Below are 25,466 nucleotides of genomic sequence, written 5' to 3'. Positions count from 1 at the left end.
AAACCTCAGCGGATCCGTTGAGCATGCGCCTCTTTCTCGGATCCGACTTTCACGTCGATTACCGTCAGAACCTTGACTGGCTGCGAGCGCTGTCCCGCGCCGATTTCACCGATGACGTGCTCATCGTCGCCGGCGATCTCTCCGACGAACTCGATCTGGTGAAAGCCAGTTTCGACGAACTGGTGCCGCGCTACGCCAAGGTGCTCTTTCTGCCGGGCAATCACGATCTGTGGACGGCAAGAAGCGGGAAGGGGCCGTCCTTCGAGAAATTCGAAACTCTGAATGCCCTCTGTCTCGGCTACGGTATCAAGACCCGACCGGTCGCCATCGGCAAGACCCTGATCGTGCCGCTGCTCGCCTGGTATGATTATTCCTTTGGCGAGCCAGGCCCGACCATTCGCCGCGGCTGGATGGACTTCTACAAGTGCAACTGGGAAGGCTTGCAGCCGCCCGAGGTCGCGGCCCGTTTCGACGCGATGAATGTGATGCCGGACACATCGGGCTTTGATGCGGTCTACAGTGTCTCGCACTTCGTGCCGCGCATCGACCTGATGCCGGCGCGCTATCCCGAGAAGCACAAGGCGCTGTTTCCCGTGCTCGGCACAGACCGCCTGGAGCGCCGCATTCGTACGCTTGGATCCTCGAAGCATTTCTACGGCCACAGCCATCTGAACCGCAACAAGGAGATCGACGGCGTCACCTACATCAACAATGCCTTCGGCTATCCCAAAGAAACCGAGATCTCGGCCAAGACCATCCTGCAGGTCGCTGATCTCTAAGCATGGGGAAGCGCCAGACCGAGCGCCTCGACCATACAAACAATGTGGCGGAGGAGTTGGAATGTCCGCTGTGCTGCAAAGTTAAAATGTCCGCAGCAGTCGCCACACAGCACCACGATCAGCCCCGATCTGAGCGGCAGACCCGCTTGCAAGATCAGATCGGGGCGGGTGGGGAACTCCGCTTCGGCTTTAGCTTTGAGGCGATTGTCGGTACTTCACTCCGCAGCGTCCTGACGCGACAGCGCCTTCATCCGTCTCGCAATCACCGCCGGATCATTCGTGAAATCCGTCCGCCGGCCAGGCTTGCCCAGGCGCTTGACGTAGCCATTCTTGTCGCTGTTGCTCTTCACCTTCGGCTTGTCATCCTCTTCCTGGCGCTCCCTGATATAGGCCAATACGTCACCCAGCCGCTTGTTCTCGGTGATCGCCGCATGCGTCACGCGCTGCTCCTTGTCGAACACCGTGTAGGGCAGGGAATGGCCTTTCCAGCGAATGTCCAGGCGACCGTCGGCATAGGCATAGGTCTCGACATATTTGCCAACCAGACCACGCGTCAATTCGCTCTCTTCCAGCATGATCCGCTTACGCTCGAACGAGAACGTCAGTTGCGATCCGACATAGCGCTGCTCGCGCTTGCACAGGATCTCCGTCAACCGATCCGGCGCCAGATTCAGCGGCCGGTGCAGGTCGTCCGAACGGGCAGGGGTAACCGCAAAACGCGCATTGTAGTCCTCCATGAAAACAGGCAGAAACGCATTGCCCGCCTCCATTGTCGCGATCCCTGCGAGCCGCAGCTCCTTGACCAGACGATCCTGCAGCGTCCGGTTCATCCGCTCAACACGGCCTTTGGCCTGGCTCGAGTTTGCACAAAGAATCTCGATATCTAACTCGCAAAGCGCACGTCCGAACTGCGTCATGCCCTGGCCACCTTTGGCATCCTTCTTCGCCACCCGAAACACCGAATGCTTGTCCGAATAAAAGGCAATCGGTGCGCCGTGACGCTTGAGATAGAGCTCCAGCGCATCGAAGTAGGTGAAGGCACTTTCGGAACGCACAAAGCGCAACTGCATCAACTTGCCGGTCGCATCGTCGACAAACACCAGCAGCGAACACGATGGTCCACGATCCTCGAACCAGCGGTGCTCTGACCCGTCGATCTGCACCAGCTCGCCATAGGCTTCGCGCCGCAGTCGCGGTTGATGAAACGTCCGGCGCTGCTTGCGCGACAACCACAGCCCAGCATCGGACATCCAACCGCGCACCGTCTCGCGCGACACACGCAAGCCATCGCGTTCAGTCAGCTTCTCGGCTGCCAACGTCGGACCGAAATCTGCATAACGTTCGCGGACCAGCGTTATCGCATAATCGCGAACCCCGTCACTGATCCGATTGTTTGAGGGCCGGCCGATCGCCTTGTGCCGGATCGACGCCGCGCCGCCGGTCCGGATACGCTCCAGCAGCCGGCGTACCTGACGCTCGCTCAGGTCAAGCACATGCGCCGCTGAAACCGTGGTCATCCGCCCGGCAACTACCCTCGACAGAATCTCGATCCGCTGCAGATCACGCTCGCTCATCGCTATCAATCCCATCTGCAATCTCCCAGGCATCGTTCAGGACCGGGGAGTGTGACATTCCAACTTTGCAGAAACAGGACATTCTAACTTTGCGGCTACAAACAAAGATCGCATAAGATAGATTATGGAACTGAAGTCCATGTCGTAGCAGGGCCTAGACTGGCCACAATGCATTGAATATCACCGCCTCGCAGCAAACTGAGTTTCTGAGGAAACTCAGATATCCAATTCAAATTCCATGACAAACTGGTCATACCCTGGCTCCACATGCGGCGGCGTCTCGCCCATCACGGTTTCATAGTCGAGCGGCGTATGCATATGCGTGAGCACCGCATGTTTCGGCGCCAGACGCTCGATCCAGCCGAGTGCCTGTTCGAGCGATAGATGGCTCGGATGCGGCCGGTACTGGAGCGCGTCGATGTAAAGCAGTTCAAGGCCTGAGAGCTTGGCGACCGTCTCTTCGGGAAAGTCAGAGACATCGCAACAATACGCCACGTCACCGATGCGAAACCCGAGCGATATGATGTCACCATGCTGCTGAACCAGCGGCAGAAGCATTATGGAACCACCGGCGCCATCAATGACGATTGGCTGGTCCATATCTTCGACAATGACCGGCGCCACGATCGGCGGATAGCTGCTGCCCGGTGGTGTCTTCAGGCAATAGCCGAAACCTTCCTCGATACGGGCCATGGTGAAAGGCTCCGCATAGATCGGGATTCGGTTTCTCTGCGTGATGAAATAGCCTCTGACATCGTCGATGCCATGCAGATGATCCGCATGGGCATGGCTGTAGACGACGGCATCGAGATGTTCGACCTTGGCGCGGATCATCTGCTCGCGAAAATCCGGGCCGGTATCAACGACGACAGTCGTCTTGCCGCCATCGGGTCCTATCTGTTCGATCAGGAAGGACGCGCGGGTCCGCCGGTTGCGCGGATTTTCAGGGTCGCAATTGCCCCAGTCGCCGTTGATCCTGGGGACACCGGGAGACGAAGAACAACCGAGCAGCGTGAACCGGCGCGTGACCTGCATCAGGGTTCCCTCAGCCCAGCCTGGGCATCTTCGAGAAGCAGCGGAAGGCGTTCTCTGTCGTCACGTCTGCCATCTCCGCGTAGCTCAGGCCTTTCACCTCGGCCAGAACCTCGGCCGTGTTGACCACATAGGACGGTTCGTTGCGTTTTCCACGCCAGCGCTTCGGCGCCAGATACGGCGCGTCCGTCTCGACCAACAGCCGGTCCATCGGCACAGTTTTTGCGATCTCACGCAGCTCTTCCGACTTGGGGAAGGTCACGATGCCGGAGAAGGAAACATAGCCGCCGAGCGCCACACCGGTATCGGCAAGCGCCTGGCCGGACGAGAAGCAGTGCAGAATGAAGGGGAAGGCGCCCTTCCCTGTTTCCTCGGTCAGGATGGCAGCCATATCTTCATCAGCGCTGCGGCTGTGAATGACGAGCGGCAGGCCCGTGCGCCGCGCCGCCTCGATATGGCGGATCAGGCCCGTCTTCTGGTCCTCGGGCTTCTGCGTGTCGTAGAAATAGTCGAGACCAGCCTCGCCGATCGCCACGATCTTCTCGTGGCTTTCCGCAAGTTCCACCAGTTCATCTGCCGTCACATCCAGCTCGTCGCCGGCATTGTTCGGATGCGTACCGACCGAGCAGAAGACGCTGGGGTAACGCTCGGTGAGCGCCAGCAACGTCGGAAGCTTGCGAACCCGCGTCGAGATCGTCACCATCTGTTTCACGCCGGCCTGATGCGCGCGCGTGACAAGCTCGTCACGCTCAGCGTCGAAATCGGCGAAATCCAGATGGCAATGGGTATCGATCAACATCGTCTCACGCCTTGCCCGCGTCCGGGGCAACGTAGCGCGGATAGACCGGCGAGGGTGCCGGCAGTTCCGTGCCCGGCTGCAGACGTCCTGCAGCGCCGAGCTTGGCGAAGACGCGGTCTTCCTCAGCCACGGCGACCAGATCGAGGATCTTCGCCGAAGTTTCCGGCATGATTGGCTGGAAGAGGACCGCGATCTGGCGCACAACGTCCGCCGTCACATAAAGCACCGTGCCCATCCGCGCCTCGTCGGTCTTCTTCAGAACCCACGGTGCCTGGGCCGCGAAATAGCGGTCGGCCTCGTTGACGATGTTGATGATGGCAGCGACCGCCTTGTGGATCTGCTGCTTGCCCATTTCCTCGCGGCAGATATCGATCGCCTCGTCGGCAATCTTCAGGATCGCCTCGTCTTCCGGTGTCAGCGGGCCGGGTGTTGGCACCCTGCCCTCGCAGTTCTTGTTGATCATCGACAGCGAGCGTGAAGCGAGATTGCCGATGCCATTGGCGAGATCGGCATTGATGCGTGTCCCAATGCCTTCTTCCGAATAGCTGCCATCCTGGCCGAAAGAAACTTCGCGCAGGAAGAAATAGCGGACCTGGTCGAGGCCGAAATGGTTCACGAGGTTCACCGGATCGACGACATTGCCGAGCGACTTCGACATCTTCTCGCCCTTGTTGAGCAGGAAGCCATGGGCATAGACTCGGCGGGGCAAAGGCAGACCCGCCGACATCAGGAAGGCCGGCCAATAGACGGCGTGGAAGCGGATGATGTCCTTGCCGATGATATGCACGTCGGCCGGCCAGTATTTGGCGCGCGGGCCGTTTTCGTCTTCGACATAACCGGTGGCTGTGATGTAATTGGTGAGCGCATCGACCCAGACATACATGACATGCTTGTCATCACCGGGCACCTTAATGCCCCAGTCGAAGGTGGTGCGCGAGATCGACAGGTCCTTCAGACCCGACTTGACGAAGGAAATCACCTCGTTGCGGCGCTCGTTCGGACCGATGAAATCAGGCTGGTCCTCGTAGAGCTTGAGAAGCTTGTCTTCATAGGACGAGAGCTTGAAGAAGTAGCTTTCCTCTTCCACCCATTCGACCGGCGTGCCCTGGGGACCGTAGCGCACGCCATCGGGCCGCACTTCGGTTTCCTCTTCCTGGTAATAGGCCTCGTCGCGCACCGAATACCAGCCGGCATAGCCACCCTTGTAGATGTCGCCGTTCTTCTCCATCCGGCGCCAGACTTCCTGCACCGTCTCGTGATGGCGCTTTTCGGTCGTGCGGATGAAGTCATCATTCGAGGAATTGAGCAACTTGCCCATTTCGCGGAATTCGTTGGAATTGCGCTCGGCAAGCTCTTCCGGCGAAATGCCCTCGGCGCGTGCCGTCTGCTGCATCTTCTGCCCGTGTTCATCCGTGCCCGTCAGGAAGAACACATCCCGGCCGTCGAGCCGCTGAAACCGCGCCATGGCGTCGGTCGCGATCAGCTCATAGGCATGGCCGATATGCGGCTTGCCGTTCGGATAGGAGATGGCAGTCGTGATGTAGAAGGGATCGCTCATGGCTTCTTGTTGTCTTTTCGTCGGTTGCGATTGTCGTGTGCTGTTGTCTCGGCGCCTGACCATGGCGGCGCGCAGCGGCCTGCCATGAACAGCGAAAACAAATGGGGTCGAACGCTCTTAAAACATTCCTCAGGCTTTAGGAACATCCGTTTTGCTGCAGCGCCATGAAGACGGGTAATCGCGCCCGTCAGCGCACGATCGCCGCGAGCACGTCGAGCATGGTCTGCTTGCGATCGAGATTGTAGGCCGCGGCAATGCCGAGCTGCTGATTGATGACAGACGAAAGCCGCGCATAGTGCTCGGCGCCTGAGAGATCGCCCGTCAGCGCGAGGCTTCTCGCGGTTTCGGCCAGGTGGTCGCCCAGATGTTCAACGAAGAAGCCGAAGGCGACCTCGCTGTCCTTGCCCGAGAGCGCATCGGCGATCTTGAACATCATCTTGCGCTGCGCGGGGCCGGATGCAGCCAGCATCTGCTCAAAGGCGTCGAGAATGTCGGCGCCACCGTAATTGACGAGCTTCAACGCGCGGGCGACGCTGCCCTTGGCGAGCGTCAGCACGGCTTCGCGCTTTTCGGCCGGGATCGTGAGACCCAGTTGTCCGAGCGCCTGATCCATCGCCTGAGGTGGCAGTTCGTGCAGCCGGAGCGGCAGGCAACGCGAGCGAATGGTCGGCAAAAGCTTGCCTGGGGCATGGGAGAGCACCAGGAACATTGCCCGCTTCGGCGGCTCTTCGAGGATCTTCAGAATCGCATTCGCCGCGTTGCGGTTGAGGTCGTCGGCCGGGTCGATGATCACGATGCGCCAGTTTCCGGTGCCCGAGGTCTGGGCGAAGAAATGTCCGGCCTTGCGGACCTCGTCGACGGTGATCGCGGTTTTGACCCGTCCGGTCTTTTCATCGACCGGCCGCGAAAGGTGCAGAAGGTTGTGACTTGCCCCGGAAGCGAGCTGGCGGGTGACCGGATGCTCGGGATCCGGATCAGAAATCACCTCCGGTGCGCTTGCCGGATCAGGATGGCGCAGGATGTGGTTGGCGAAACGGAAGGCAAGCGTTGCCTTGCCGATGCCTTCCGGCCCCTCGATCAGCACGGCGTGGTGGCCCTTGCCCGAACGGTAGCTGCGCGCCAAGAACGCCTCTGCGGCTTCGTGACCGAAGAGATGCCGATTGCTGACGGGTGCAATCGCCCCGTCAAGAAGCCCCGCCCTCTCCTCGCTCATGAGCGTGCCGCCTGTCCGCTGTCGCCGGGTGTCGCCGCCTTGCGCGTTATGACCTGCAATACCTCCGACAGTATACCGCTGGCGATCCTGGCCTGGTCGTGCGACGCATCGATCACGCGGCAGCGTTCCGGTTCACGGCTGGCAATATCGAGGAAGCCCTGCCTGCGCTTCTCGTGGATCTCGAGCTTTTCCTTTTCGAAGCGATCGGGGGCAGCAGTTGCCGCCTCCTCCCCTGCCCGTTTGCGGGCGCGCTGGAGGCCGACATCGGCTGACAAGTCCAGCACCAGCGTTACATCGGGCATGGTGGTGCCGATCGAAACGCGCTCAAGGGCCGCCATAAGCGGCGGCTCGATATTGCCGGTGACACCCTGATAGACGCGGGAGGAATCGACAAAGCGGTCGCAGAGCACGATATCGCCGCGGGCGAGCGCCGGCCGGATCACGCAATCCAGATGATCGGCACGGGCGGCGGCAAACAAGAGCGCTTCCATGCGCACTCCGAAGGCCTCGGCGGCGCCGGACAGGAGCACATGGCGGAGGGCTTCAGCACCCGGCGATCCGCCCGGCTCGCGTGTGGTGACGACCGTGTGGCCCTTCGCGCGCAAGTTCTCGGCCAGCAGGCGGATCTGGGTCGATTTCCCGGCCCCCTCGCCTCCCTCGAAACTCACGAACAATCCGCGCGCCGTCGTCAATGCCTTGCTACTTCCCGCCTGAAGCGTTTCAGAACCAGCCCCTCGGGCTTTCCTACGGCTCTAAACCAAGATGGCAGCCTGCGAAACCGCTGATGACCTGGAGGCTCCAAATTTTCCGTCAGATCCAGAAAAACAGGAGCTCTATCAAGGCATCCCAGGCCCGCTGACTGAGCGTTCCGACTTCGACGGCTTCGGCACTCTTCAAGGGCACGCTGACCAGCGGTCGATCGCCTGAGAAGACATTGAGCGTAGCGATCGCGGCGTCGGCTGCAACCGGCGGATTGAGCGGCCAGCGATAGACGATGCGTGCCTGCAGACGTTCCGGATTGTTGACGGGGACATAAACTTCCACTGGCTGCGCGGCGACCAGCGGGACCTTGGACTGCGCCCCGCCATAGATGCTCGCCTCACCGATGATCTCGCCGGTCTGGAACAGGGTGCGCATCTCGAAGCTGTCAAAACCCCAGTTCAGCAAACGTCTTGCCTCTTCCGTCCGCTCCTTGTCGGTTGCAACGCCGCTCAGCCCCAGAAACAGCCGTCGCCCGTCGCGCTCGATCGAGGCGACGATGGCAAAGCCGCTGCCTTCGGCAAAGCCGGTCCCAAGCCCATCGGCGCCGAACGACAGAAGCGGATTGCGGTTGCGCTGGAGGATCTTGTTCCACTCGAATTCCGGCAGGCCGAAGGTCTGGTAGAGATCGGGATAGGTTGCGACCAGATGGCGCGAGAGCTTCACCAGGTCATAAAGGGTCGACCGGTTGTCTGGATGCGGCAAACCGGTGGCATTGCCGAAACGGCTTTCGACAAGTCCGAGTTCGGCCGCCCGCGCATTCATCCGCTCGACGAACTTCGCCTCCGAGCCAGCCATGCCCTCAGCGATGATCAGGCAGCCGTCATTGGCGGTCTGCACCGCGATGCCCCTGATCAGATCGGCGACCGGAACCTGGCTTTTCACGGCAGCGAACATCGTTGAGGTGCGGGACGGTGCGCCGCCTGTCCGCCAGGCGTATTCCGAGACTGGATAGATCGTATCCGGCCTGATTTCGCCCTTCTTGAGCGCATCGAAGACCACTTCCAGCGTCATCAGCTTGGCAAGCGATGCCGGCGCAAAACTCTGTCGCTCGTTCTTGGCGAGCAGAACCGTGCCGGTCGACGCCTCGACCAGATAGGCCTGGGCCGCCTTGGTTTCAATCAACTGCGGTGTCGGAACTGCTTGCGCCCGTGCGGTGCTCGTGATGGACCCGTTTGGTGACAGCAATGCCAGCAGCAGGAAGGCGGAGAGGATAAGACGCATGTTCACACTTCGGCTGGCCGGCTCAACAGTGATGCGCCTTTTCCAGCACGGTCGCTGCGGGTTCAGCGCCCGCTGGAGAGCGTGATCCCGCCCTTTGCGACCGAAGCGAGAATCGAACGCTCGGTGAGACCGTCATTGCGCACGAGAATAGCCTCGAAGGCAAGCGCGCCGGCTTCCGGACGTTCGGGTGCATAGGCTGCCGCGTAGCCGGATCCGTCGTAACCGTCGATATGGTGAGGACGCGCCATCGGCATCGGCCCAAAGTCCGGAAGGGCCGCGAAGCTTTCGCCTGAGACCACGGCACCCGGGGCGGCCGTGCCCGCCTGCATCAGCAGCTGCGCATCGAGCGTCTGAGGCGCCGTATTGCCGCTCGGTGTCGGCCCTGCGAGCGCCGTCTGGTAGGTCGTGGCCACTGGCGGCTGATAATCGGGCGTATTGGTCTCATTCGACGCCACCATCACGCCGGAGGCGATCTGGCCGCCCGGATCGATGACCGGTCCGCGCTCGCCCTTGCGGATGTAGGAGGCCATCAGATAGGGCATATCGTGGCCGTCCATGCGTGCCGGCCCGATATACTGCACCCGCACCTCGCCTGTACCGCTGTGCTTCATGTCGAGCATGTCAGCCGTCTTGCGCGACAGATCGATGATCCGCCCCTTGTGAAACGGTCCACGATCATTGATTCGCACGATGACAGAGCTGCCGGTGTTGAGATTGGTGACACGGGCATAACTCGGCAGAGGCAGTGTCGGATGGGCGGCCGACAGATGTTCCTTGTCGTAGAGCTCGCCATTGGCGGTCAGCCGGCCGTGGAAGGCATCGCCATACCAGGACGCGACACCCACCTTGTCGTAGCGCGGATTTTCCTTCGGCACGAAGGTCTTTCCCTTCACCACATAGGGCTTGCCGACCATATAGCGGCCACCGCCCTTCGGGATCGGACCGCTCGCCACAACCCTCGGGCTCGCCTTCACGCCATAAACGGACTCGGCGAAATATTCCTTCGAGCGCTTCGGTTTTTCAGCCGTGTCCTTGGTGGTCGAGCAGGACGCGGTAAAGGCACAGAGCAGGGTTAGCGCCAGCCACTTCCGGGAATTGGCCAAGAGGCCGCGCGTCGTCAGATGCATGTGTCCCACTTCAGATCGCGGACGCTGATCATCTGCGCCCTGTCCAAGAGGCCCCCATGCCTCCGCTCACTTGCGCGCAATGAAGGCTGTGCAAAAATGGCCAAAATGGGAAAAGTCACAATTTCAGCGATCATTCCGTTCCGGATTCGATGAGCATGGTTAACGCATCGTTGCCGCTCGGCACTGTCGAAAACAGGTTTTGAGCACCAGCCAAGGCGCCCGCGTATGCCTTACAATTTGCTAGAGCACACCCTTGCCAAATCCTGCAGGTTTGCGCATAACGCAGCCGTCCGGATGGGTGTCCGAGTGGTTTAAGGAACCGGTCTTGAAAACCGGCGTGCGGGAGACCGTACCGTGGGTTCGAATCCCACCCCATCCGCCATTATTATAACCAAGACACTGAATCCATTTTTTTCTTGTGGGTCGAAAATTCTGGCCCGCCACGCACAACTGACGTCAAACCGACGCGGAGACCTGTGGATCACGGGGCAGACTCAGCATTTCCAAATGCGATGACATTCGATCACACCGCACTGGTATAGGCATAGAACCTTTGCGCAAGACGTGCTCAGTCCTTCAGAAGGGACTTCCATGTCTGAATGCAGCTCTCCCTCGCTCCCCTCTTCCACGGATCTTCTCGAATCGAGTTCACCTTGCGAGGAAGTGCGGACGGAGGTGCGGGCACCTTCGGCTGCGCCACTAGCTGGAACGCCCGAAGCAACATCTTCCACAAAAGCTGCCCGCACGTTTAAACCCGGCTTCGAGGGCGGAGTTGAAGACGAGCGCTTCCTGTCGGCTCAGGACGTTGCGTTGCGATTGCGGTAAGTGTCGCCACCATTTGGCGCCAAACCAAGGAAAACACGGCATTCGCGAAGCCGCTGAAGGTCCTCAACGGATCAACGGGCGACGAATTGCCAGAGGCGGTGGAACGAGGGAACTGCCGAGTTGGTAGGTTGAGGCGATTCTGAGCCAGCTTGGTTCCTGGCAAGGCGGAGGCACGCCCGACAAATCAAGCGCGGCGCACTGGACCGGTGGCAGTATCCCTTGGGCATCTCCCAAGGACATGAAGCGCTTTCACATCTCAGAGGCTGAAGATCAGATCACGGAAGCAGCTTTGGCTGGATCGTCGTCGAATTTGGTCGCCGAGAATTCTGTGCTCTTGGTCACGCGAAGTGGCATCGAATCCGCGCCGGGCGCGAGGCGGCACTGAAGGGAAAACGCGGGCGGGGAGCGAAGGGATGACAACGCTCTGTAAGCTGCGGCTGGCGCGCCTTTCGCCTCTGCCCCTGGACGCTGGAATGCAGGTAGAAGTCTTCATCAAGACGGATAACCGAACGCCCCTGCAGTTCTTCCTGAAGCCTGTTCAGGATCAACCCACGCGGGCCTTCCGAGAAACGTCACGAAGCAGCACTTGGAGCGGCGGTGGCCAGGCCATGGGTTTGGTTTGGGCCTGGCGAATACCAGGACATGTTGACGCTTGCCTCGTGAACAGATCCGCCATCAGTGACTGATCATCCAGGGGCGTGCGGAAGGAAAGGTCTTTGCGCCATCGGCGCGAAAGATTGTTTTGGATTTTTTCGGTGCACCACTGCAGCAGACACATCCAGCGCCGTGACCAAGCGACTTCGATGTCTTCGGCTCATGGGCAGATCGCTCGTTGGTGCCGATCGCACTGCGGGTCGCATTGTCCATCAATGCGAAGAAGGGGGTCGAGAAGAAGGCCCTGGGCGAGGCCGCGCCGCAATGTGGGCAGTCGCAAGGATCACCGGACATCGCCATTGGGCGGTTCTGAGTAAATCCGCCACAGTCCGTGCAGTTGTAGTCGTAGTTCGGCATGCTCTGTCTCTCCATCAAGGGGCTGCAGAAAGGTGCGGAGGGCGCGGATGGTCTATCGACGCCCTCCGCACCACCTCACAGGTCGTGGGCCAATGGCACGTCGATCTTGCCGTCGAGGAACTTCTTCGGCCCATCGGCACCGGGCTTCATGTCGAATTCGAAGATGTCGAGCGGGAGCCAGAGCGTCGCGCAGGCATTTGGGATGTCGACGACGCCCGAGATGTGACCCTGGACCGGGGCTGTGCCGAGGATCGCATAGGCTTGCGCCCGGGTGTAACCGAACTTGGTCATGTATTCGATCGCGTTCAGGCACGCCTGGCGATAGGCGATGTGGACGTCGAGGTAGTGCTGCTTGCCGCCCTCATCGACGGAGATGCCCTCGAAGATCAGGTAGTCGTCGTATTTCGGCGTGATCGGTGACGGCCGGAAGATCGGGTTCTTGATCCCATATTTCGCCATGCCGTCCTTGATCAGCGAAACCTTGATATGCAGCCAGCCTGCCATTTCGATGGCACCGCAGAAGGTGATCTCGCCGTCGCCCTGGCTGAAATGCAGGTCGCCCATCGAAAGACCCGCACCGTCGATATAGACGGGGAAATAGATCTTCGAACCGCGCGACAGGTCCTTGATGTCGCAATTACCGCCATGCTCGCGCGGCGGCACGGTGCGCGCACCTTCGGCTGCGGCCTTGTCGCGCCCCTCCCCCTTGAGGCTGCCCATATGGGCGGTCGAACCACCATCCGGCAGGGCGGCGAGCGGGGGAACGCGGGCCGGATCCGTGTCGAACAGCGCCTTTTCCCGGCTGTTCCACATCTCAAGCATCTTGTGATCCGGCAGGCAGCCGATCAGGCCTGGATGGATGAGCCCGGCATATTTGACGCCTGGCACGTGGCGCGAGGAAGTGAACATGCCGTGGAAATCCCAGATAGACTTTTGCGCCTCGGGGAAGTGCTCGGTCAGGAAGCCACCACCGTTCTTCTTGGAAAAGAAGCCGTTGAAACCCCAGAGAGAGTTATCGAAAGCACCGATGTCGAGAATGTCGACCACCAGCAGGTCGCCGGGTTGAGCACCCTTGACGCCGATCGGTCCGGACAGGAAATGCACCTGGCTCAAGTCTACGTCGCGCACGTCAGCGGCGTCGTCGTCATTCTTGATCTGGCCGCCGGTCCAGTCATAGGTCTCGACCCGGAAGTCGTCGCCCGGCTCGACCCAGCAGGCCATCGGAATATCAGGGTGCCAGCGGTTGTGGATCTTCTCGTTGGTATAGGGCGACTCGTTGAGATCAACCTTGATCAGTGTATCGGGCATGGCTTGGCTCCTTCCTTGGGTGTGAAGCGACTTGGTTTGGTGGGTCAGACGGAGAGGAAGCTGGAGACGCGCGCCTCGTCGATACCGGCGCGCGGCGCCTCATGGACGATCTCGCCCTTTTCGATCACCAGCACCCGGTCGGCCATGTCGAGCGCAAAGCTCAACACCTGTTCAGAGACGACGATGGAAAGACCGATCTCGTCGCGGATCCGGCAGAGCGTTCGCGCCATCTCCTTGATGATCGACGGCTGAATGCCTTCGGTCGGCTCGTCGAGCAGCAGCACCTTCGGCTTCGACGCAAGCGCGCGGGCGATCGCCAGCTGTTGCTGCTGGCCGCCGGAGAGATTGCCGCCGCGCCGCCCCTTCATCTCGAGCAGGACGGGGAAAAGCTCGTAGATCTGCCCCGGCACGGACTTTTCGCCGGTAACAGTGAGCCCCGTCTCGATGTTTTCCTGGACGGTGAGTGTGGAGAAGATCATCCGCCCCTGCGGCACATAGGCGAGCCCTTTGGCCACACGTTCGTAGCTTTCGAGCCGCTCGACCGGGGTCTCGCCGATCCGGATCGATCCGGCGGCGGAGGGAACGACCCCCATCAGCGACTTCATCAGCGTCGTCTTGCCCATACCGTTGCGACCCATGATCGCAACGATCTCGGCGGGTTTGACGTCAAAGGACAGACCGTGAATGACCTCGCTCTGGCCGTAGCTGACCTTCAGTTTTTCGACAGACAGCATGACGATCTCCTAGTGACCGAGATAGACTTCGACGACCCGGGGGTCGTTCTTGACGCGCTCCATGCTGCCTTCCGACAGGACCTTGCCCTGGTGCAGCACGGTGACGCGGTGGGCGATGTCCTCGACGAACTTCATGTCGTGCTCGATGACGATGACCGACTGGTTCTTCGTGATCGTGTTGAGGAGCTCTGCCGTCTTGATGCGTTCGGCCACACTCATGCCGGCAACCGGCTCGTCTAGCATCAGAAGCCGTGGCTTCTGGATCAGCAGCATGCCGATCTCCAGCCACTGCTTTTGGCCATGGCTGAGGATCGCCGCGTCGGTATTCAGGTGATCCTTGAGGAAGATCAGTTCGGCCACTTCCTCGACCCGCTCGATCACCTCGCGGTCGCGTCGGAATGTGAGCGCGCCGAAGACGGAGCGTCCTCGGGGAAAGGAGAGTTCAAGGTTTTCGAAGACGGTGAGATCTTCGTAGATCGATGGATTCTGAAATTTTCGCCCGACGCCGGCATGCACGATCTCGTGCTCGCGCATTCGGGTGAGCTCGCGCCCATCGAAACGGATCGAACCGGACGTCGCCTTTGTGCGTCCGCAGATGAGGTCGAGGACCGTGGTCTTACCGGCCCCGTTCGGGCCGATGATCACCCGGATCTCGTTCTCATCGACATAGAGCGAGAGATCGTTCACCGCCTTGAAGCCGTCGAATGACACGGTGAGCGCATCAATGCTGAGGATGAAGTCTCGGGCGGGCTGGGCAGCAACTTGCATGATCGCCTCCATCATTCGGCTGCTTGCGGCTGCGTCAGCGGCGCGCGTTTCAGGAAGCCAGGCATCCGACGTGCGAAGAAGGGCTCGACATGGTCCTTGACGAGGCCCGCCAGGCCGTAGGGGAAGGCCATGACGACAGCGATGAACAGACCGCCCATGGCGAACAGCCACAGCTCGGGGAAGCTCTCGGAAAAGGTCGTCTTGGCGGCATTGACGAGAAGCGCGCCATAGATCGCCCCGAACAGCGACAGGCGTCCGCCAACGGCCGCAAAGATCACCATCTCGATGGATGGCACGATGCCGACGAAGGACGGCGACATGAAGCCGACCTGCAGCGTGAACATCGCACCACCGATGGCTGACATCGCGGCGGCCAGGCAAAAGATGAAGATCTTGAAATTGGCAACGTCATAGCCGGAGAAGCGAACCCGGTCCTCCCGGTCCCGCATGGCGATTAGCAGCCGTCCGAACTTCGAGATGCGGACCGCCTGCGCCAGGAGGAGGACCCCGATGAGCAAGATGGCGTTGACGAAGTAGAGGATCAGCTTTGCCTCGTCGGTACGAATATCCCAGCCGAGCAAAGTCCTGAGATCGGTGATCCCGTTGACACCGCCGGTATAGCCCTGCTGGCCGATGATCAGGATGGTGAGGATCGCGGCAACGGCCTGGGTGATGATGGCGAAATAGACCCCACCGACCCGTCGCTTGAACATGGCCGCCCCGATGATGAAGGCGAAAACCGATGGCACCAGGATGATGGCCACAAGCGTGAAGGAGAAGGAATAGAAGGGCGCCCACCACGACGGCAGCGCAGTGATCTGGTTCCAATCCATGAAGTCGGGAATACCCGGCGTCGATTGGATCTTCGTCGCTTCAGGCGTGGAGGCCTCAAGCTTCAGGAACATGGCCATGCAGTAGCCGCCGAGGCCGAAGAAGATCCCCTGACCGAGGCTGAGGATGCCGCCATTGCCCCACAGAAGCACGAGGCCGACGGCAACGAAGGCATAGGTCAGATACTTGCCGATCAGATTGAGCCGGAAGATGTCGAAGCCAAGGGGCAGAACAACGAGGAGCAGCGCGGCAAGGATAGCAAAGTAGAGCCATTCCTTGCGGGTAAAGAGAAAGCCGACAGCAGGCATGGGAGGTCTCCTTAGCGGCGGATGTTGAGGGAGAAGAGGCCTTGCGGGCGCAGCATCAGGATGCCCACGACGGTCAGCAGCGTCAGGACCTTGGCCATGGAGCCGCTAAGGAAGAATTCCATCGTTGACTGGGCCTGGGAGATGGTGAAGGCCGAGGCGATGGTGCCGATCAAGCTGCCTGCACCGCCAAAGACGACAACGAGGAAGGTATCGACGATGTACAGCTGTCCGGCGGTCGGACCGGTCGAGCCGATCATGGTAAAGGCAGAACCGGCAATGCCGGCGATGCCGCAACCGAGACCGAAGGTCATGCGATCGACTTTCTTGGTATTGATACCGACGGCACCGGCCATGACGCGGTTCTGCACCACGGCGCGCACCCGCTTGCCCCAGGAGGAGCGATACATAAGGAAATAGACGGCGCCCGCGATGATCAGGGTAAGGGCCATGACGAAGAGACCGTTGAGCGGCACCTCGATCGTGTCACTGACGGCAACGGAGCCCATCATCCAGTCGGGCAGGGTCACGCCGACCTCTCGGGCACCAAAGACCGAGCGATAGAGTTGCTGCAGGACGAGCGATAGGCCCCAGGTGGCGAGCAGCGTGTCCAGAGGGCGGCGGTAGAGATGGCGGATCAGCGCCCATTCCACGAACACGCCAAGCGAAAAAGAGGCGGCGAAAGCGAGCGCCATGGCAACGAAGAAGTAGAAGGGGAAAAGCGCGGGCAGATAGGCAGTCACCAAAGTGGAGACGAGATAGGTGACATAGGCGCCAAGGATCATGAACTCCCCATGCGCCATGTTTATTACCCCCATCTGTCCGAAGATGATGGCAAGACCGAGCGCCATCAGCACGAAGACGGAAAACAGGATCAACCCTGCAAAACCCTGCATGGCCAGGATCGAGAAGAATTCACTATAGGTATACTCGCCGATCATTGCGTCACCTCGCATGCCCTCGAAAACGTTCGGGAAAAAGGGGGCCGGCCTGTGCCGGCCCTCCAGGCGGGGAACAATGCTTATTGATAGCCTTCCGGGAACGGGTCCGGCTCCATCAGGTCCGTCGTCTCGTAGACGACGTCGTACTGGCCGTCGGCACGGGCGTGCCCGATGCGGGTCTTGGACCAAAGGTGGTGGTTCTCGTGGACCTTCACATAGCCTTCCGGTGCCGTCGTCAGTTCGATGCCAGGCGAAGCGGCGCGCACCTTGTCGATGTCGAAGGAACCAGCCTTCTCCACCGCCGCCTTCCACAGCCAAGGGCCGAGATAGGCGGCCTGGGTGACGTCGCCGATGACGATGTCGTCGCCCCACATCTTCTTGAACTCGGCGACAAAGGACGTGTTGTTGTCGTTCGGCAGGCTCTGGAAGTATTTCATGGCGGCATAGGCGCCCACCATGTTCTCGCCGCCAATGCCGAGGATCTCGTCCTCGGTGACCGAGATCGTGAGAAGCAGCGGCTTCTCCTTGGTCATATCAATGCCGGCAGCCTTCAGCTGCTTGTAGAACGCAACGTTCGAGCCACCGACGACGATGGCATAGATGACATCGGGCTTCTTCAGCTTGATCTTGTTGATCACCGAATTGAACTGGGTATGCCCGAGCGGGTAGTATTCCTCGCCGACAACTTCGAGGCCGAGTTTCTCGATGTGCTTGCGGGCGATCTTGTTGGACGTGCGCGGCCAGATATAGTCAGAGCCGAGCAGATAGAAGCTCTTTGCGCCCTTCTCCTTTACCACCCAGTCAATGCCAGCGAGAATCTGCTGGGTTGCTTCCTGACCGGTGTAAATGACGTTGGGCGACTGCTCGAGCCCTTCGTAGAATGTCGGATAGTAAAGCATGCCGTTATACTGCTCGAAGACGGGCAGAACAGCCTTGCGCGAAGCCGAGGTCCAGCAACCGAAGACGGCCGCGACCTTGTCCTCAACGAGCAGCTTCTTCGCCTTTTCGGCGAAGGTCGGCCAGTCGGAGGCACCGTCTTCCTGGATCACCTCGATCTTGCGACCAAGAATGCCGCCACTGGCATTGATCTGTTCGATGGCGAGCTTTTCAGCTTGAACCGAGCCGGTCTCGGAAATCGCCATGGTGCCGGTAACAGAATGCAGGATGCCCACTTTCACGGTGTCGTCGGTCACAGCCAGGCCAGTGGCATTGACGACTGCAGTGGATGTGTCCTGCGCGAAGATCGGCGTGCTCAGCGCCGTCAACAGCGGGATAGATGCCACGCCTGCAAGCAGGGCTCGGCGACTGATGCTCAGCGGTGGGATTTTGGGGTCGTCAGACATGGCGTGCCTCTTCATCGTTGTGGAGGGTTGCAGCAGGGCCAGCAGCGAGGGAACCGGCCAACTGGAGGTAACCTCGTCGCAATTGGTGCAACGCAACAATGGAGCGTTTGACGTATACCCACCCGGGTCTTTGTCCCTTAAGGTCGTATCCAGTTGAGGCAATCCGACCGAGAAACAAAGAGAAACCAAGGGCCTGCGTCACCCGTCCATTTGACCCGCATCCGTCTTTTGTAGGGATATGAAAACGCTCGTTCTTTGACTGGTACGAGAATTGCTTCGCGAGAGGGCGTACAGCGTGATCGGCCGTCGCCGGTCGCAGGGGGATGAATTGAACCAGGCCGAGCGGATTCCCAGAATTCGGCGGACCTACAACAAGTGGGTCGCCAACCAGACCTTGGAGGATTATGCCCTCCGCTTCACCGCACACGAGGTGCGTCGCTTCTCGCCGGGGCGGATCGCCAATACGGCACTAGGCGCCATTTCATTCCTGGCGCTGGAGGCGATCGGGGGGGCTATAACCCTGAGCTACGGCTTCACCAATGCAACGCTTGCGATTCTGGTCGCATGCTCGGTCATGCTGGTGATCGGCATCCCGATCGCCTACAGCGCCGCCCGTTACGGGGTGGATATCGATCTGCTCACCCGCGGTGCCGGTTTCGGCTATCTCGGCTCCACGGTCACCTCGCTGATCTATGCCTGCTTCACCTTCCTCTTCTTCGCCATTGAGGCCGCCATCATCGCCAAAGCGCTGGAGTTGATTACAGGACTGTCGCTCTCGATCGGCTATATCGTCAGTGCAGTCGCGATCATTCCGCTGGTCACCCACGGCGTGACGTTCATCAGCCGGTTTCAAGCCTGGTCGCAGCCCTTCTGGGTGGTGCTACAGCTTGCTCCCTTTGTCTTCATAGCATCTCAGGGGCTGCAGCCGGTGCGGGACTGGACCGGTTACACCGGGCTCCTCGGCCCGATGGACCACAGCTTCGATGTTGCGCTTTTTGGTCTCTGCTCGGCCGTGGTCTTCTCGCTGGCCGCACAGATCGGTGAGCAGGTGGACTATCTCCGCTTCCTGCCACGTAAAACCGAAAAGAACCGAATCCAGTGGTGGGTCGCTCTTCTCAGTGCAGGTCCCGGCTGGATCGTGATCGGCGGGCTGAAGATTCTGGCAGGCTCCTTCCTCGCCTTTTACGCCTTCCGCAATGGGGTTGCATTCGAGGATGCATCCGACCCGACGCAGATGTATCTGACCGTGTTCAGCCAAATGCTGGGCTCACCCGAATTTGCGCTCGGCGTCACCGGCATCTTTGTTGTGATCTGCCAGGTCAAGATCAATGTCACGAATACCTATGCAGGCTCCATCGCCTGGTCGAACTTCTTCTCGCGCCTGACCCACAGCCATCCGGGCCGTGTGGTCTGGCTCGTGTTCAACGTGATGATCGGCCTGTTGCTGATGGAATTCGGCATCTACAAGGCGCTGGAGACCGTGCTCGGCCTCTATTCTATTGTTGCGATCGCCTGGACCGCCTCGATCGCCGCCGACCTGATGATCGCAAAGCCTCTCGGCCTGTCGCCACCGATCATCGAATTCAAGCGGGCCCATCTCTACGATATCAATCCGGTTGGCTTCGGCTCGATGACGATCGCCGTGCTCGCGGCCTTCGCCGCCTATGGCGGGCTGATGGGTGAGCTCGCCACCAAGATTTATGTCTACGTCGCACTCGCTTTGCCGTTCCTGCTCGTACCCTTGATTGCGAAGGCGACGGGCGGGCGCTACTACATCGCCAGAACGAGCTGCGTTGAGGCCGACGCCCAGGGGCATACCGGATGTTCGATCTGCGAACTGAAGTTCGACCGGGAGGACATGGCGCATTGCCCAGCCTATTCGGGACCGATCTGCTCACTTTGCTGCTCACTGGACGCACGATGCCACGACATTTGCAAATCCGATGCGCGGTTCAGCCAGCAGGCGAAGTCACTTGCCCAGTCGTGGCTGCCGGCCGGAGTGGCCGAGGCGGTGAACGGCAGCGTGATGCGCTATCTGGCGCTTTTCTCAGTCGTGAACGCCTTTATGGGCAGCGTCTTCTGGCTCATCCACTTCCAGAGCACGATCGAATATCCGGATGCTGCGGAACTGATCGGCTTCGAGCTCTGGAAGCTCTACATCATTCTCTTCATCCTGGCCGGCATCGTCACCTGGCTTTTCGTTCTGGCACAGGAGAGCCGTGACTTCGCAGAGGAAGAGGCCAGTCGCCACACCAGGCTGCTCATGGACGAAATCCGGGCGCATGAAGAAACCGACCGGCTGCTGCAGAAGGCGAAGGAGGCGGCGGAATCGGCCAATCTTGCCAAGAGCAAATACGTTGTTGGCCTCAGCCACGAACTACGAACTACGCACGCCGCTGACCGCGATCCTGGGTTATGCCCAGGTGCTTGAGCGTCAGCAGGGCATGCCGAACATCGTCCACAATGCCGCCCGGACCATCAAGCGCAGCGGAGAGCATCTCGCCGACATGATCGAGGGGTTGCTTGATATCTCCAAGATCGAGGCCGGCAAATTTGAGATCTACCGCCACAAAATCGCGCTCGGTCCTTTCCTCGACCAGATTGTCGATATGTTCAGCCTGCAAGCCCAGGCCAAGGGTATTGGCTTCGAGTTCCGCGCCACCTCCCCCATCCCGGATTATGTGTTCGCCGACGAGAAGCGCCTGCGACAGGTGCTGATCAACATGCTCTCAAACGCCATCAAGTTCACCCATCGCGGGCAGGTCTGCTTCACGCTATCCTATCGCGGCCAAGTGGCCACCTTTGAAATCGAGGATACCGGCGTCGGCATCAAGCAGCAGGATCTGGAGCGGATCTTCCTGCCGTTCGAACGCGCGGAGCAACCACACGGCCAGGCCCAGCCCCCAGGAACGGGGCTTGGGCTCACGATCACGAGACTGTTGGTCGAGATCATGGGCGGAGACCTGAAGCTCGCAAGCCGCCCGGGTAAGGGCACACAGTTCACCATCCGGCTGATGCTCTCCGAGGCGCAAAGGCCTGAGGACATGGTGGCGCCGGCTCTGGCCGTCGCCGGCTATGAGGGACGCCGCCGGATGATCCTCATAGCCGATGACGATACAACCCAGCGGGCGCTGATGGAGGAGGTTCTGACCCCGCTCGGTTTCTCGGTGGTAACGGTGAATGATGGTCCGGCCTGCCTCTCCACGCTCGCTCTCCATCGCCCGGATATTGTCATTCTCGATCTTGCGATGCCCAGCATGTCCGGGTGGGACGTGGCCAAGCGCATCCGCCAACGTTACGGCCGGGATCTTCCCATCCTGATCCTGTCGGCCGATGCCGGAAACGAACGCACCAAGCCCGAATATGCCCCGCTCTTTGATTCCTACCTGATCAAGCCCTTCAATTTCGAAGGACTGTTCGAACGTCTGGCGACCCTGATTCCGCTGACATGGATTCTCGATGACGGCGTTCACGTCGAGGCTTCCCAAAGACCTTCTTTCACGCTGGAGGAACTGCCCGAGCCGCGCAAGCTACAGCAGCTCAAAACGCTGGGCGAGACAGGCTTCGTCCGTTCGATAGAAGCGATGCTCAACGATCTGGAAATCTCCACCCCTGGAACAGAGCGCTTCTGCAGGCATATGCGCCAACTGGCCACGAACTATCGCCTCCGCGAGTTCCTGGCGATTATTGAGGATACCAAGAGCCATGCCTGACGCATTCGATGGCAACCGTGTTCTGATTGTAGACGATTCCAGCGAGGCGCTCGCCATGCTCTCGGACGCTCTCAGCCTTGAGGGCCTTGAGGTGCACACCTCAAACAGCGGAAGATCAGCCATTTCCATGGCCAATTTCAAAGTGCCTGACATCGTCTTGATGGACGCAATGATGCCTGGACTGGACGGTTTCGAGACCTGCAGGATTCTGAAGGCGGCCCGCGGCTTCGAAGACCTGCCGGTAATCTTCATGACCGGGTATAACGAGAATGAGCATGTCGTGAAGGCGCTTGCATCAGGCGGCGTCGACTTTGTCGTCAAGCCGATCCGGCTCGATCAGCTCTTTGCCCGCATGCGTGTCCATCTGAGCAATTCTAAGCGCGCGCGGTCGGCCCGTCATGCTCTAGATTCTACGGGTCGCTGGATTGTCGCTTGCGACACGAACGGGCTGATCGCCTGGTCGACACCCCAGGCATCGGATCTCTTGGCCAAGGTCGGTATACGGGCAGACACCAACAGCTATCTGCCGCTCGAGATCCTCTCCTGGCTGGCGGACGGCGCTTGCAATGATGTTGGCGGCAATCCGAACGTCTTTCATTACGCGCGGCTTGGCCACGACATTGAGTTTCGGCGCCTCTCGGACAGCGGGGACGACGAGATTTTGCTGCGGCTTGTCGACCGTCGTCGCGGCGCCGACGAGGAACAGCTTGCAAGGGCCTTCGGCGTGACACTGCGTGAGGCGGAGGTTCTCCTATGGGTGGCCCACGGAAAGTCAAACAAGGAAATTGCAGATATCCTGGACATGTCACCGCGCACCGTAAACAAGCACATGGAGCAGATCTTCAACAAACTCGCTGTCGAGAAGCGGACCTCCGCCGCCACTCTGGCCGTGCGAGTGCTGTGGCGGGAATGATGAAAGAGCGACCACGAATGCCATCAAACTGGCCCGCTGCCGGTTTCAAGGATCTCGGGACAAAGCGTTCCTGCTGAACCCGGAGAGCATGAATGCAAAGATGAATACTCCCCCGTGAGTCCAAGCTTGAAGCCGTGACGTTGCCGCGAGAACCTGGAGTCAGTGTTGCGCAGACCTCATGATCCTGATGTTCAAAAGGTGACCCGCGTTTCAGTCAACCACTGCCATCTGGCTCGACAAGTTGTCCGGCGTGTGGATAGTGTGAGGCCAGGCGGCTGGGAGGCGAGCCGAACGCAGATCAGTGAAAGCCGCAGTATCGATCGCTCGTGCCATCGCATGAGCGATGCATAGGAATGTCCGAAGGTTGCAAAGACAGCTATGACGGAACTCACCACATCGTTCAGCTATAGCCCGGTCCTCGTCGCCCTTTCAGTGGTGGTGGCAATCCAGGCGGGATACGTCGGCATCAGTCTCGCGCTTCTCATACCAGCCGCCTTTGCCAACCGACGCCGCCTCCTGATCGCAGGCTCGGCGATGACGCTCTCAGTCGGCATCTGGAGCATGCATTTCATCGGCATGCTGGCGATCACCACCGCCGTCGCGATCGACTATGCCGTCGTACCCACGCTTCTCTCATTCCTCATTTGCTGTCTTGTCACGGGCGTCGCGATCTACCTTGCGAGCCTGCGATCGCAACGCCTGCTGGTGATCGCCGCAGTGCTCATGGGCATTGGCATCACCACAATGCACTATGTCGGCATGACGGCCGTGCATTCGGTATTTCATCTCACGCACGATCCCGCCTACGCTCTGGCCAGTATCGCGATTGCCATCGCTGCGTCCGGCCTTGCGCTCTGGCTCGCCTTTTCCGCCGACAGGCGACCGCCACTGTTTCTCTGTGCCGTGGTGCTCGGCTGCGCAGTATCGGGTATGCACTATATGGCGATGGCAGGAACGACACTGCATCTGGCCGCTGCAGAGGTGGCAAACACGACATCCTTGATGTCCGGCGACATACTGGCAGCCATTGTGAGCGTGGTCGCCTGTAGCATCTCGGCCGTGTTCATGCTGGCGCTGGTCCCAACAGAGCCGAAAGATACGCGCGGCGAGAACGCCTGGAACGCGGCACATGCTGTGCCAGACGCGCGCCCACCGGAAGGCCCCCAATCGGACATTACCCCAACGATCTCGCTAAATCCGGCCGAGCAGCACCTCATGCAGACCGCGACCGAACCCGGCCCGATGGTGGCCGCAGTCGCTGCGTCGCCTGCCCCAATTCTGTCCGCAGACGATCTCCTGCTGCCGATCGAAAGGAACGGCAAGCGTTTTCACATTGCAGCAGATGACATCGTTTCGGTTCATTCCAACGCGCATTACACCTATATCTTCAACGGTCGTGACGACCTTTTCTGCCCACTGTCGATCTCCGACATCGCAGCACGCCTGCCCGAGACGATTTTTTCCCGGGTCCATCGCAGCTATATCGTGAACCTCTTCTTCGTTGTCCGCATCAAGAAGACCGGTGACTCGGGCGCGGTCGAACTGGATACGCCGATCAGGCGTACGGTGCCTGTCAGTCGGTCGAGGCTGACAGGCTTTCGGTCTGAGCTCGCCGCCTTCAAAGCATCGAGAAGCGGCATCACCCCCGACTGTCGTTAGGTCAATTCCCCTGCCGCATTTCGTGCGCAACTCGCTGCATTTCGTGCAAATGGAGGCGTTTTGGTGTGCTTGCCATTGTTTGGCGGCAACATTCATCGCCTGCTGTGCTGACTCGACAAAGGCCAAGGAGGTTCGGCCTTTAACGATGCGAGACGAAGCTTTGGGAGGAGCGACGGATGATACCTGGCACGTTCGATTACCATCGGCCAACGACAGTCGAAAGCGCTGTCGCATTGTTGTTGCAACTCGGCGAGGATGCCCGGCCGCTGGCCGGCGGTCACAGCCTGATACCGCTGATGAAGACACGGCTGGCAGCGCCTGAGCATCTCGTTGATCTCACCGCTATCGAGGGGTTGCGTCGCCTGGAAGTGGTCGGCACTGATGTGATCATCGGGGCGATGACAACACAGCATTCCGTCATCACCAGTACCTTGCTCGCAGACCTCGTTCCAATCCTTCGCGAGACAGCCCTCGTCATCGCCGACCCACAGATCCGCTACAAGGGCACCATCGGCGGCAATTGCGCCAACGGTGATCCCGGCAATGACATGCCGGCTCTGATGCAGTGTCTTGGAGCCAGCTACCAGCTGACCGGCACCGGTGGCAGCCGCCAGGTTCCGGCGCGGGATTTCTATCTCGGTGCCTATGAGACCGCTCTGGAACCTGGCGAAATCCTGACCGAGATCCGCATTCCGGTGCCGCCTGCCGGTCATGGCTACGGCTATGAAAAGCTCGAACGCAAGGTTGGAGACTATGCGACGGCGGCGGCGGCAGTGGTGATCACCATGGCGGGAGGCACCTGCACCAGTGCCTCCATCGGCCTGACGAATGTGTCCGAAACGCCGCTCTGGGCGTCCGAGGCCGCTGGCATTCTGGTTGGCAGCACGCTCGATGCGGCAACCGTCAATGCGGCAGTCGCTGCGGCCGAGGCCATCACCAATCCGGCCTCCGATATGCGTGGGCCTGCCGAATACCGCACCAAGATGGCCGGTATCATGCTGCGCCGGGCACTCGAGCGGGCACAGACCCGCGCCAAGGGTTGAGGGGGAA

The 25,466-nt window shown here is 60.1% G+C and carries 19 protein-coding genes, 1 tRNA gene and 1 pseudogene; 6 read left to right on the top strand and 15 right to left on the bottom strand.

Annotated elements, in window-relative coordinates:
• Window positions 1–23 precede the first annotated feature (23 nt).
• The gene (locus tag GH983_RS08865; protein WP_153762193.1) at window positions 24–779 is read left to right on the top strand and encodes a metallophosphoesterase; all 756 of its coding nucleotides are present in this window, start codon (window positions 24–26) and stop codon (window positions 777–779) included.
• 215 nt (window positions 780–994) lie between these two features.
• Here the strand turns inward: GH983_RS08865 and GH983_RS08860 are convergent, their stop codons facing one another.
• From GH983_RS08860 to GH983_RS08825, 8 genes are all read right to left on the bottom strand, one after another.
• Window positions 995–2,368, bottom strand: coding sequence for an ISNCY family transposase (locus GH983_RS08860; protein WP_153762192.1), 1,374 nt, complete (start codon window positions 2,366–2,368; stop codon window positions 995–997).
• 201 nt (window positions 2,369–2,569) lie between these two features.
• Window positions 2,570–3,388, bottom strand: coding sequence for an MBL fold metallo-hydrolase (locus GH983_RS08855; RefSeq protein ID WP_153762191.1), 819 nt, complete (start codon window positions 3,386–3,388; stop codon window positions 2,570–2,572).
• 10 nt (window positions 3,389–3,398) lie between these two features.
• On the bottom strand, window positions 3,399–4,184 hold the full coding sequence (locus GH983_RS08850) for a TatD family hydrolase (protein ID WP_153762190.1): 786 nt from the start codon (window positions 4,182–4,184) through the stop codon (window positions 3,399–3,401).
• Window positions 4,185–4,188: 4 nt separating this feature from the next.
• A complete protein-coding gene (metG, locus tag GH983_RS08845) occupies window positions 4,189–5,742 on the bottom strand; it encodes a methionine--tRNA ligase (RefSeq protein ID WP_153762189.1) in 1,554 nt (517 codons plus the stop codon).
• Between the two features lie 187 nt (window positions 5,743–5,929).
• The gene (locus tag GH983_RS08840) at window positions 5,930–6,955 is read right to left on the bottom strand and encodes a DNA polymerase III subunit delta' (protein WP_054148113.1); all 1,026 of its coding nucleotides are present in this window, start codon (window positions 6,953–6,955) and stop codon (window positions 5,930–5,932) included.
• The gene (tmk, locus tag GH983_RS08835; protein WP_153762188.1) at window positions 6,952–7,647 is read right to left on the bottom strand and encodes a dTMP kinase; all 696 of its coding nucleotides are present in this window, start codon (window positions 7,645–7,647) and stop codon (window positions 6,952–6,954) included. The genes GH983_RS08840 and tmk overlap by 4 nt, the downstream gene beginning before the upstream one ends.
• A gap of 118 nt (window positions 7,648–7,765) precedes the next feature.
• Window positions 7,766–8,938 (bottom strand): D-alanyl-D-alanine carboxypeptidase family protein, encoded by a 1,173-nt coding sequence (locus GH983_RS08830; protein WP_153762187.1) that lies wholly within the window; start codon window positions 8,936–8,938, stop codon window positions 7,766–7,768.
• A 62-nt stretch (window positions 8,939–9,000) separates the two neighbouring features.
• The gene (locus GH983_RS08825) at window positions 9,001–10,065 is read right to left on the bottom strand and encodes a septal ring lytic transglycosylase RlpA family protein (protein WP_153762186.1); all 1,065 of its coding nucleotides are present in this window, start codon (window positions 10,063–10,065) and stop codon (window positions 9,001–9,003) included.
• A gap of 292 nt (window positions 10,066–10,357) precedes the next feature.
• Between GH983_RS08825 and GH983_RS08820 the strand changes: the two genes are divergently transcribed.
• Window positions 10,358–10,447 (top strand) — tRNA-Ser (locus GH983_RS08820).
• 1,118 nt (window positions 10,448–11,565) lie between these two features.
• Here GH983_RS08820 and GH983_RS08815 read toward each other — a convergent pair.
• The 7 genes from GH983_RS08815 to urtA form a co-directional block, all read right to left on the bottom strand.
• Window positions 11,566–11,901, bottom strand: coding sequence for a zinc ribbon domain-containing protein (locus GH983_RS08815; protein WP_082347559.1), 336 nt, complete (start codon window positions 11,899–11,901; stop codon window positions 11,566–11,568).
• 75 nt (window positions 11,902–11,976) lie between these two features.
• Entirely contained in the window at window positions 11,977–13,209 is a 1,233-nt protein-coding gene (gene fmdA / locus GH983_RS08810) for a formamidase (RefSeq protein WP_153762185.1), read from the bottom strand.
• Window positions 13,210–13,253: 44 nt separating this feature from the next.
• Window positions 13,254–13,943, bottom strand: coding sequence for an urea ABC transporter ATP-binding subunit UrtE (gene urtE, locus GH983_RS08805; RefSeq protein ID WP_054148108.1), 690 nt, complete (start codon window positions 13,941–13,943; stop codon window positions 13,254–13,256).
• Window positions 13,944–13,952: 9 nt separating this feature from the next.
• Window positions 13,953–14,711, bottom strand: coding sequence for an urea ABC transporter ATP-binding protein UrtD (gene urtD / locus GH983_RS08800; protein ID WP_054148142.1), 759 nt, complete (start codon window positions 14,709–14,711; stop codon window positions 13,953–13,955).
• 11 nt (window positions 14,712–14,722) lie between these two features.
• A complete protein-coding gene (gene urtC, locus GH983_RS08795; RefSeq protein WP_153762184.1) occupies window positions 14,723–15,850 on the bottom strand; it encodes an urea ABC transporter permease subunit UrtC in 1,128 nt (375 codons plus the stop codon).
• An 11-nt stretch (window positions 15,851–15,861) separates the two neighbouring features.
• Complete coding sequence (gene urtB / locus GH983_RS08790) at window positions 15,862–16,788, bottom strand: urea ABC transporter permease subunit UrtB (RefSeq protein ID WP_054148106.1); 927 nt, start codon at window positions 16,786–16,788, stop codon at window positions 15,862–15,864.
• Window positions 16,789–16,868: 80 nt separating this feature from the next.
• Window positions 16,869–18,131: an urea ABC transporter substrate-binding protein gene (gene urtA, locus GH983_RS08785; RefSeq protein ID WP_069041394.1), complete on the bottom strand. Its 1,263-nt coding sequence runs from the start codon at window positions 18,129–18,131 to the stop codon at window positions 16,869–16,871.
• Window positions 18,132–18,459: 328 nt separating this feature from the next.
• On the opposite strand from urtA, the pseudogene GH983_RS24545 reads away from it, so the two are divergent.
• The 4 genes and pseudogenes from GH983_RS24545 (at window position 18,460) to GH983_RS08765 (ending at window position 25,459) form a co-directional block, all read left to right on the top strand.
• A pseudogene (locus GH983_RS24545) lies at window positions 18,460–21,844 on the top strand (ATP-binding protein).
• Window positions 21,837–22,757 (top strand): response regulator, encoded by a 921-nt coding sequence (locus GH983_RS08775; protein WP_153762183.1) that lies wholly within the window; start codon window positions 21,837–21,839, stop codon window positions 22,755–22,757. Before GH983_RS24545 ends, GH983_RS08775 begins: the two are co-directional and overlap by 8 nt.
• 378 nt (window positions 22,758–23,135) lie before the next feature.
• Window positions 23,136–24,416: an MHYT domain-containing protein gene (locus tag GH983_RS08770; protein WP_153762182.1), complete on the top strand. Its 1,281-nt coding sequence runs from the start codon at window positions 23,136–23,138 to the stop codon at window positions 24,414–24,416.
• 176 nt (window positions 24,417–24,592) lie between these two features.
• Entirely contained in the window at window positions 24,593–25,459 is an 867-nt protein-coding gene (locus GH983_RS08765; protein ID WP_153762181.1) for a xanthine dehydrogenase family protein subunit M, read from the top strand.
• The last annotated feature ends 7 nt before the right edge of the window (window positions 25,460–25,466 follow it).

It is taken from the genome of Agrobacterium sp. MA01 (assembly GCF_009650195.1).
Classification (GTDB): Bacteria; Pseudomonadota; Alphaproteobacteria; order Rhizobiales; family Rhizobiaceae; genus Allorhizobium.
The sequence above is the reverse complement of the archived record's forward strand: the minus strand, read 5'-3'. Positions and strand labels throughout refer to the sequence as shown.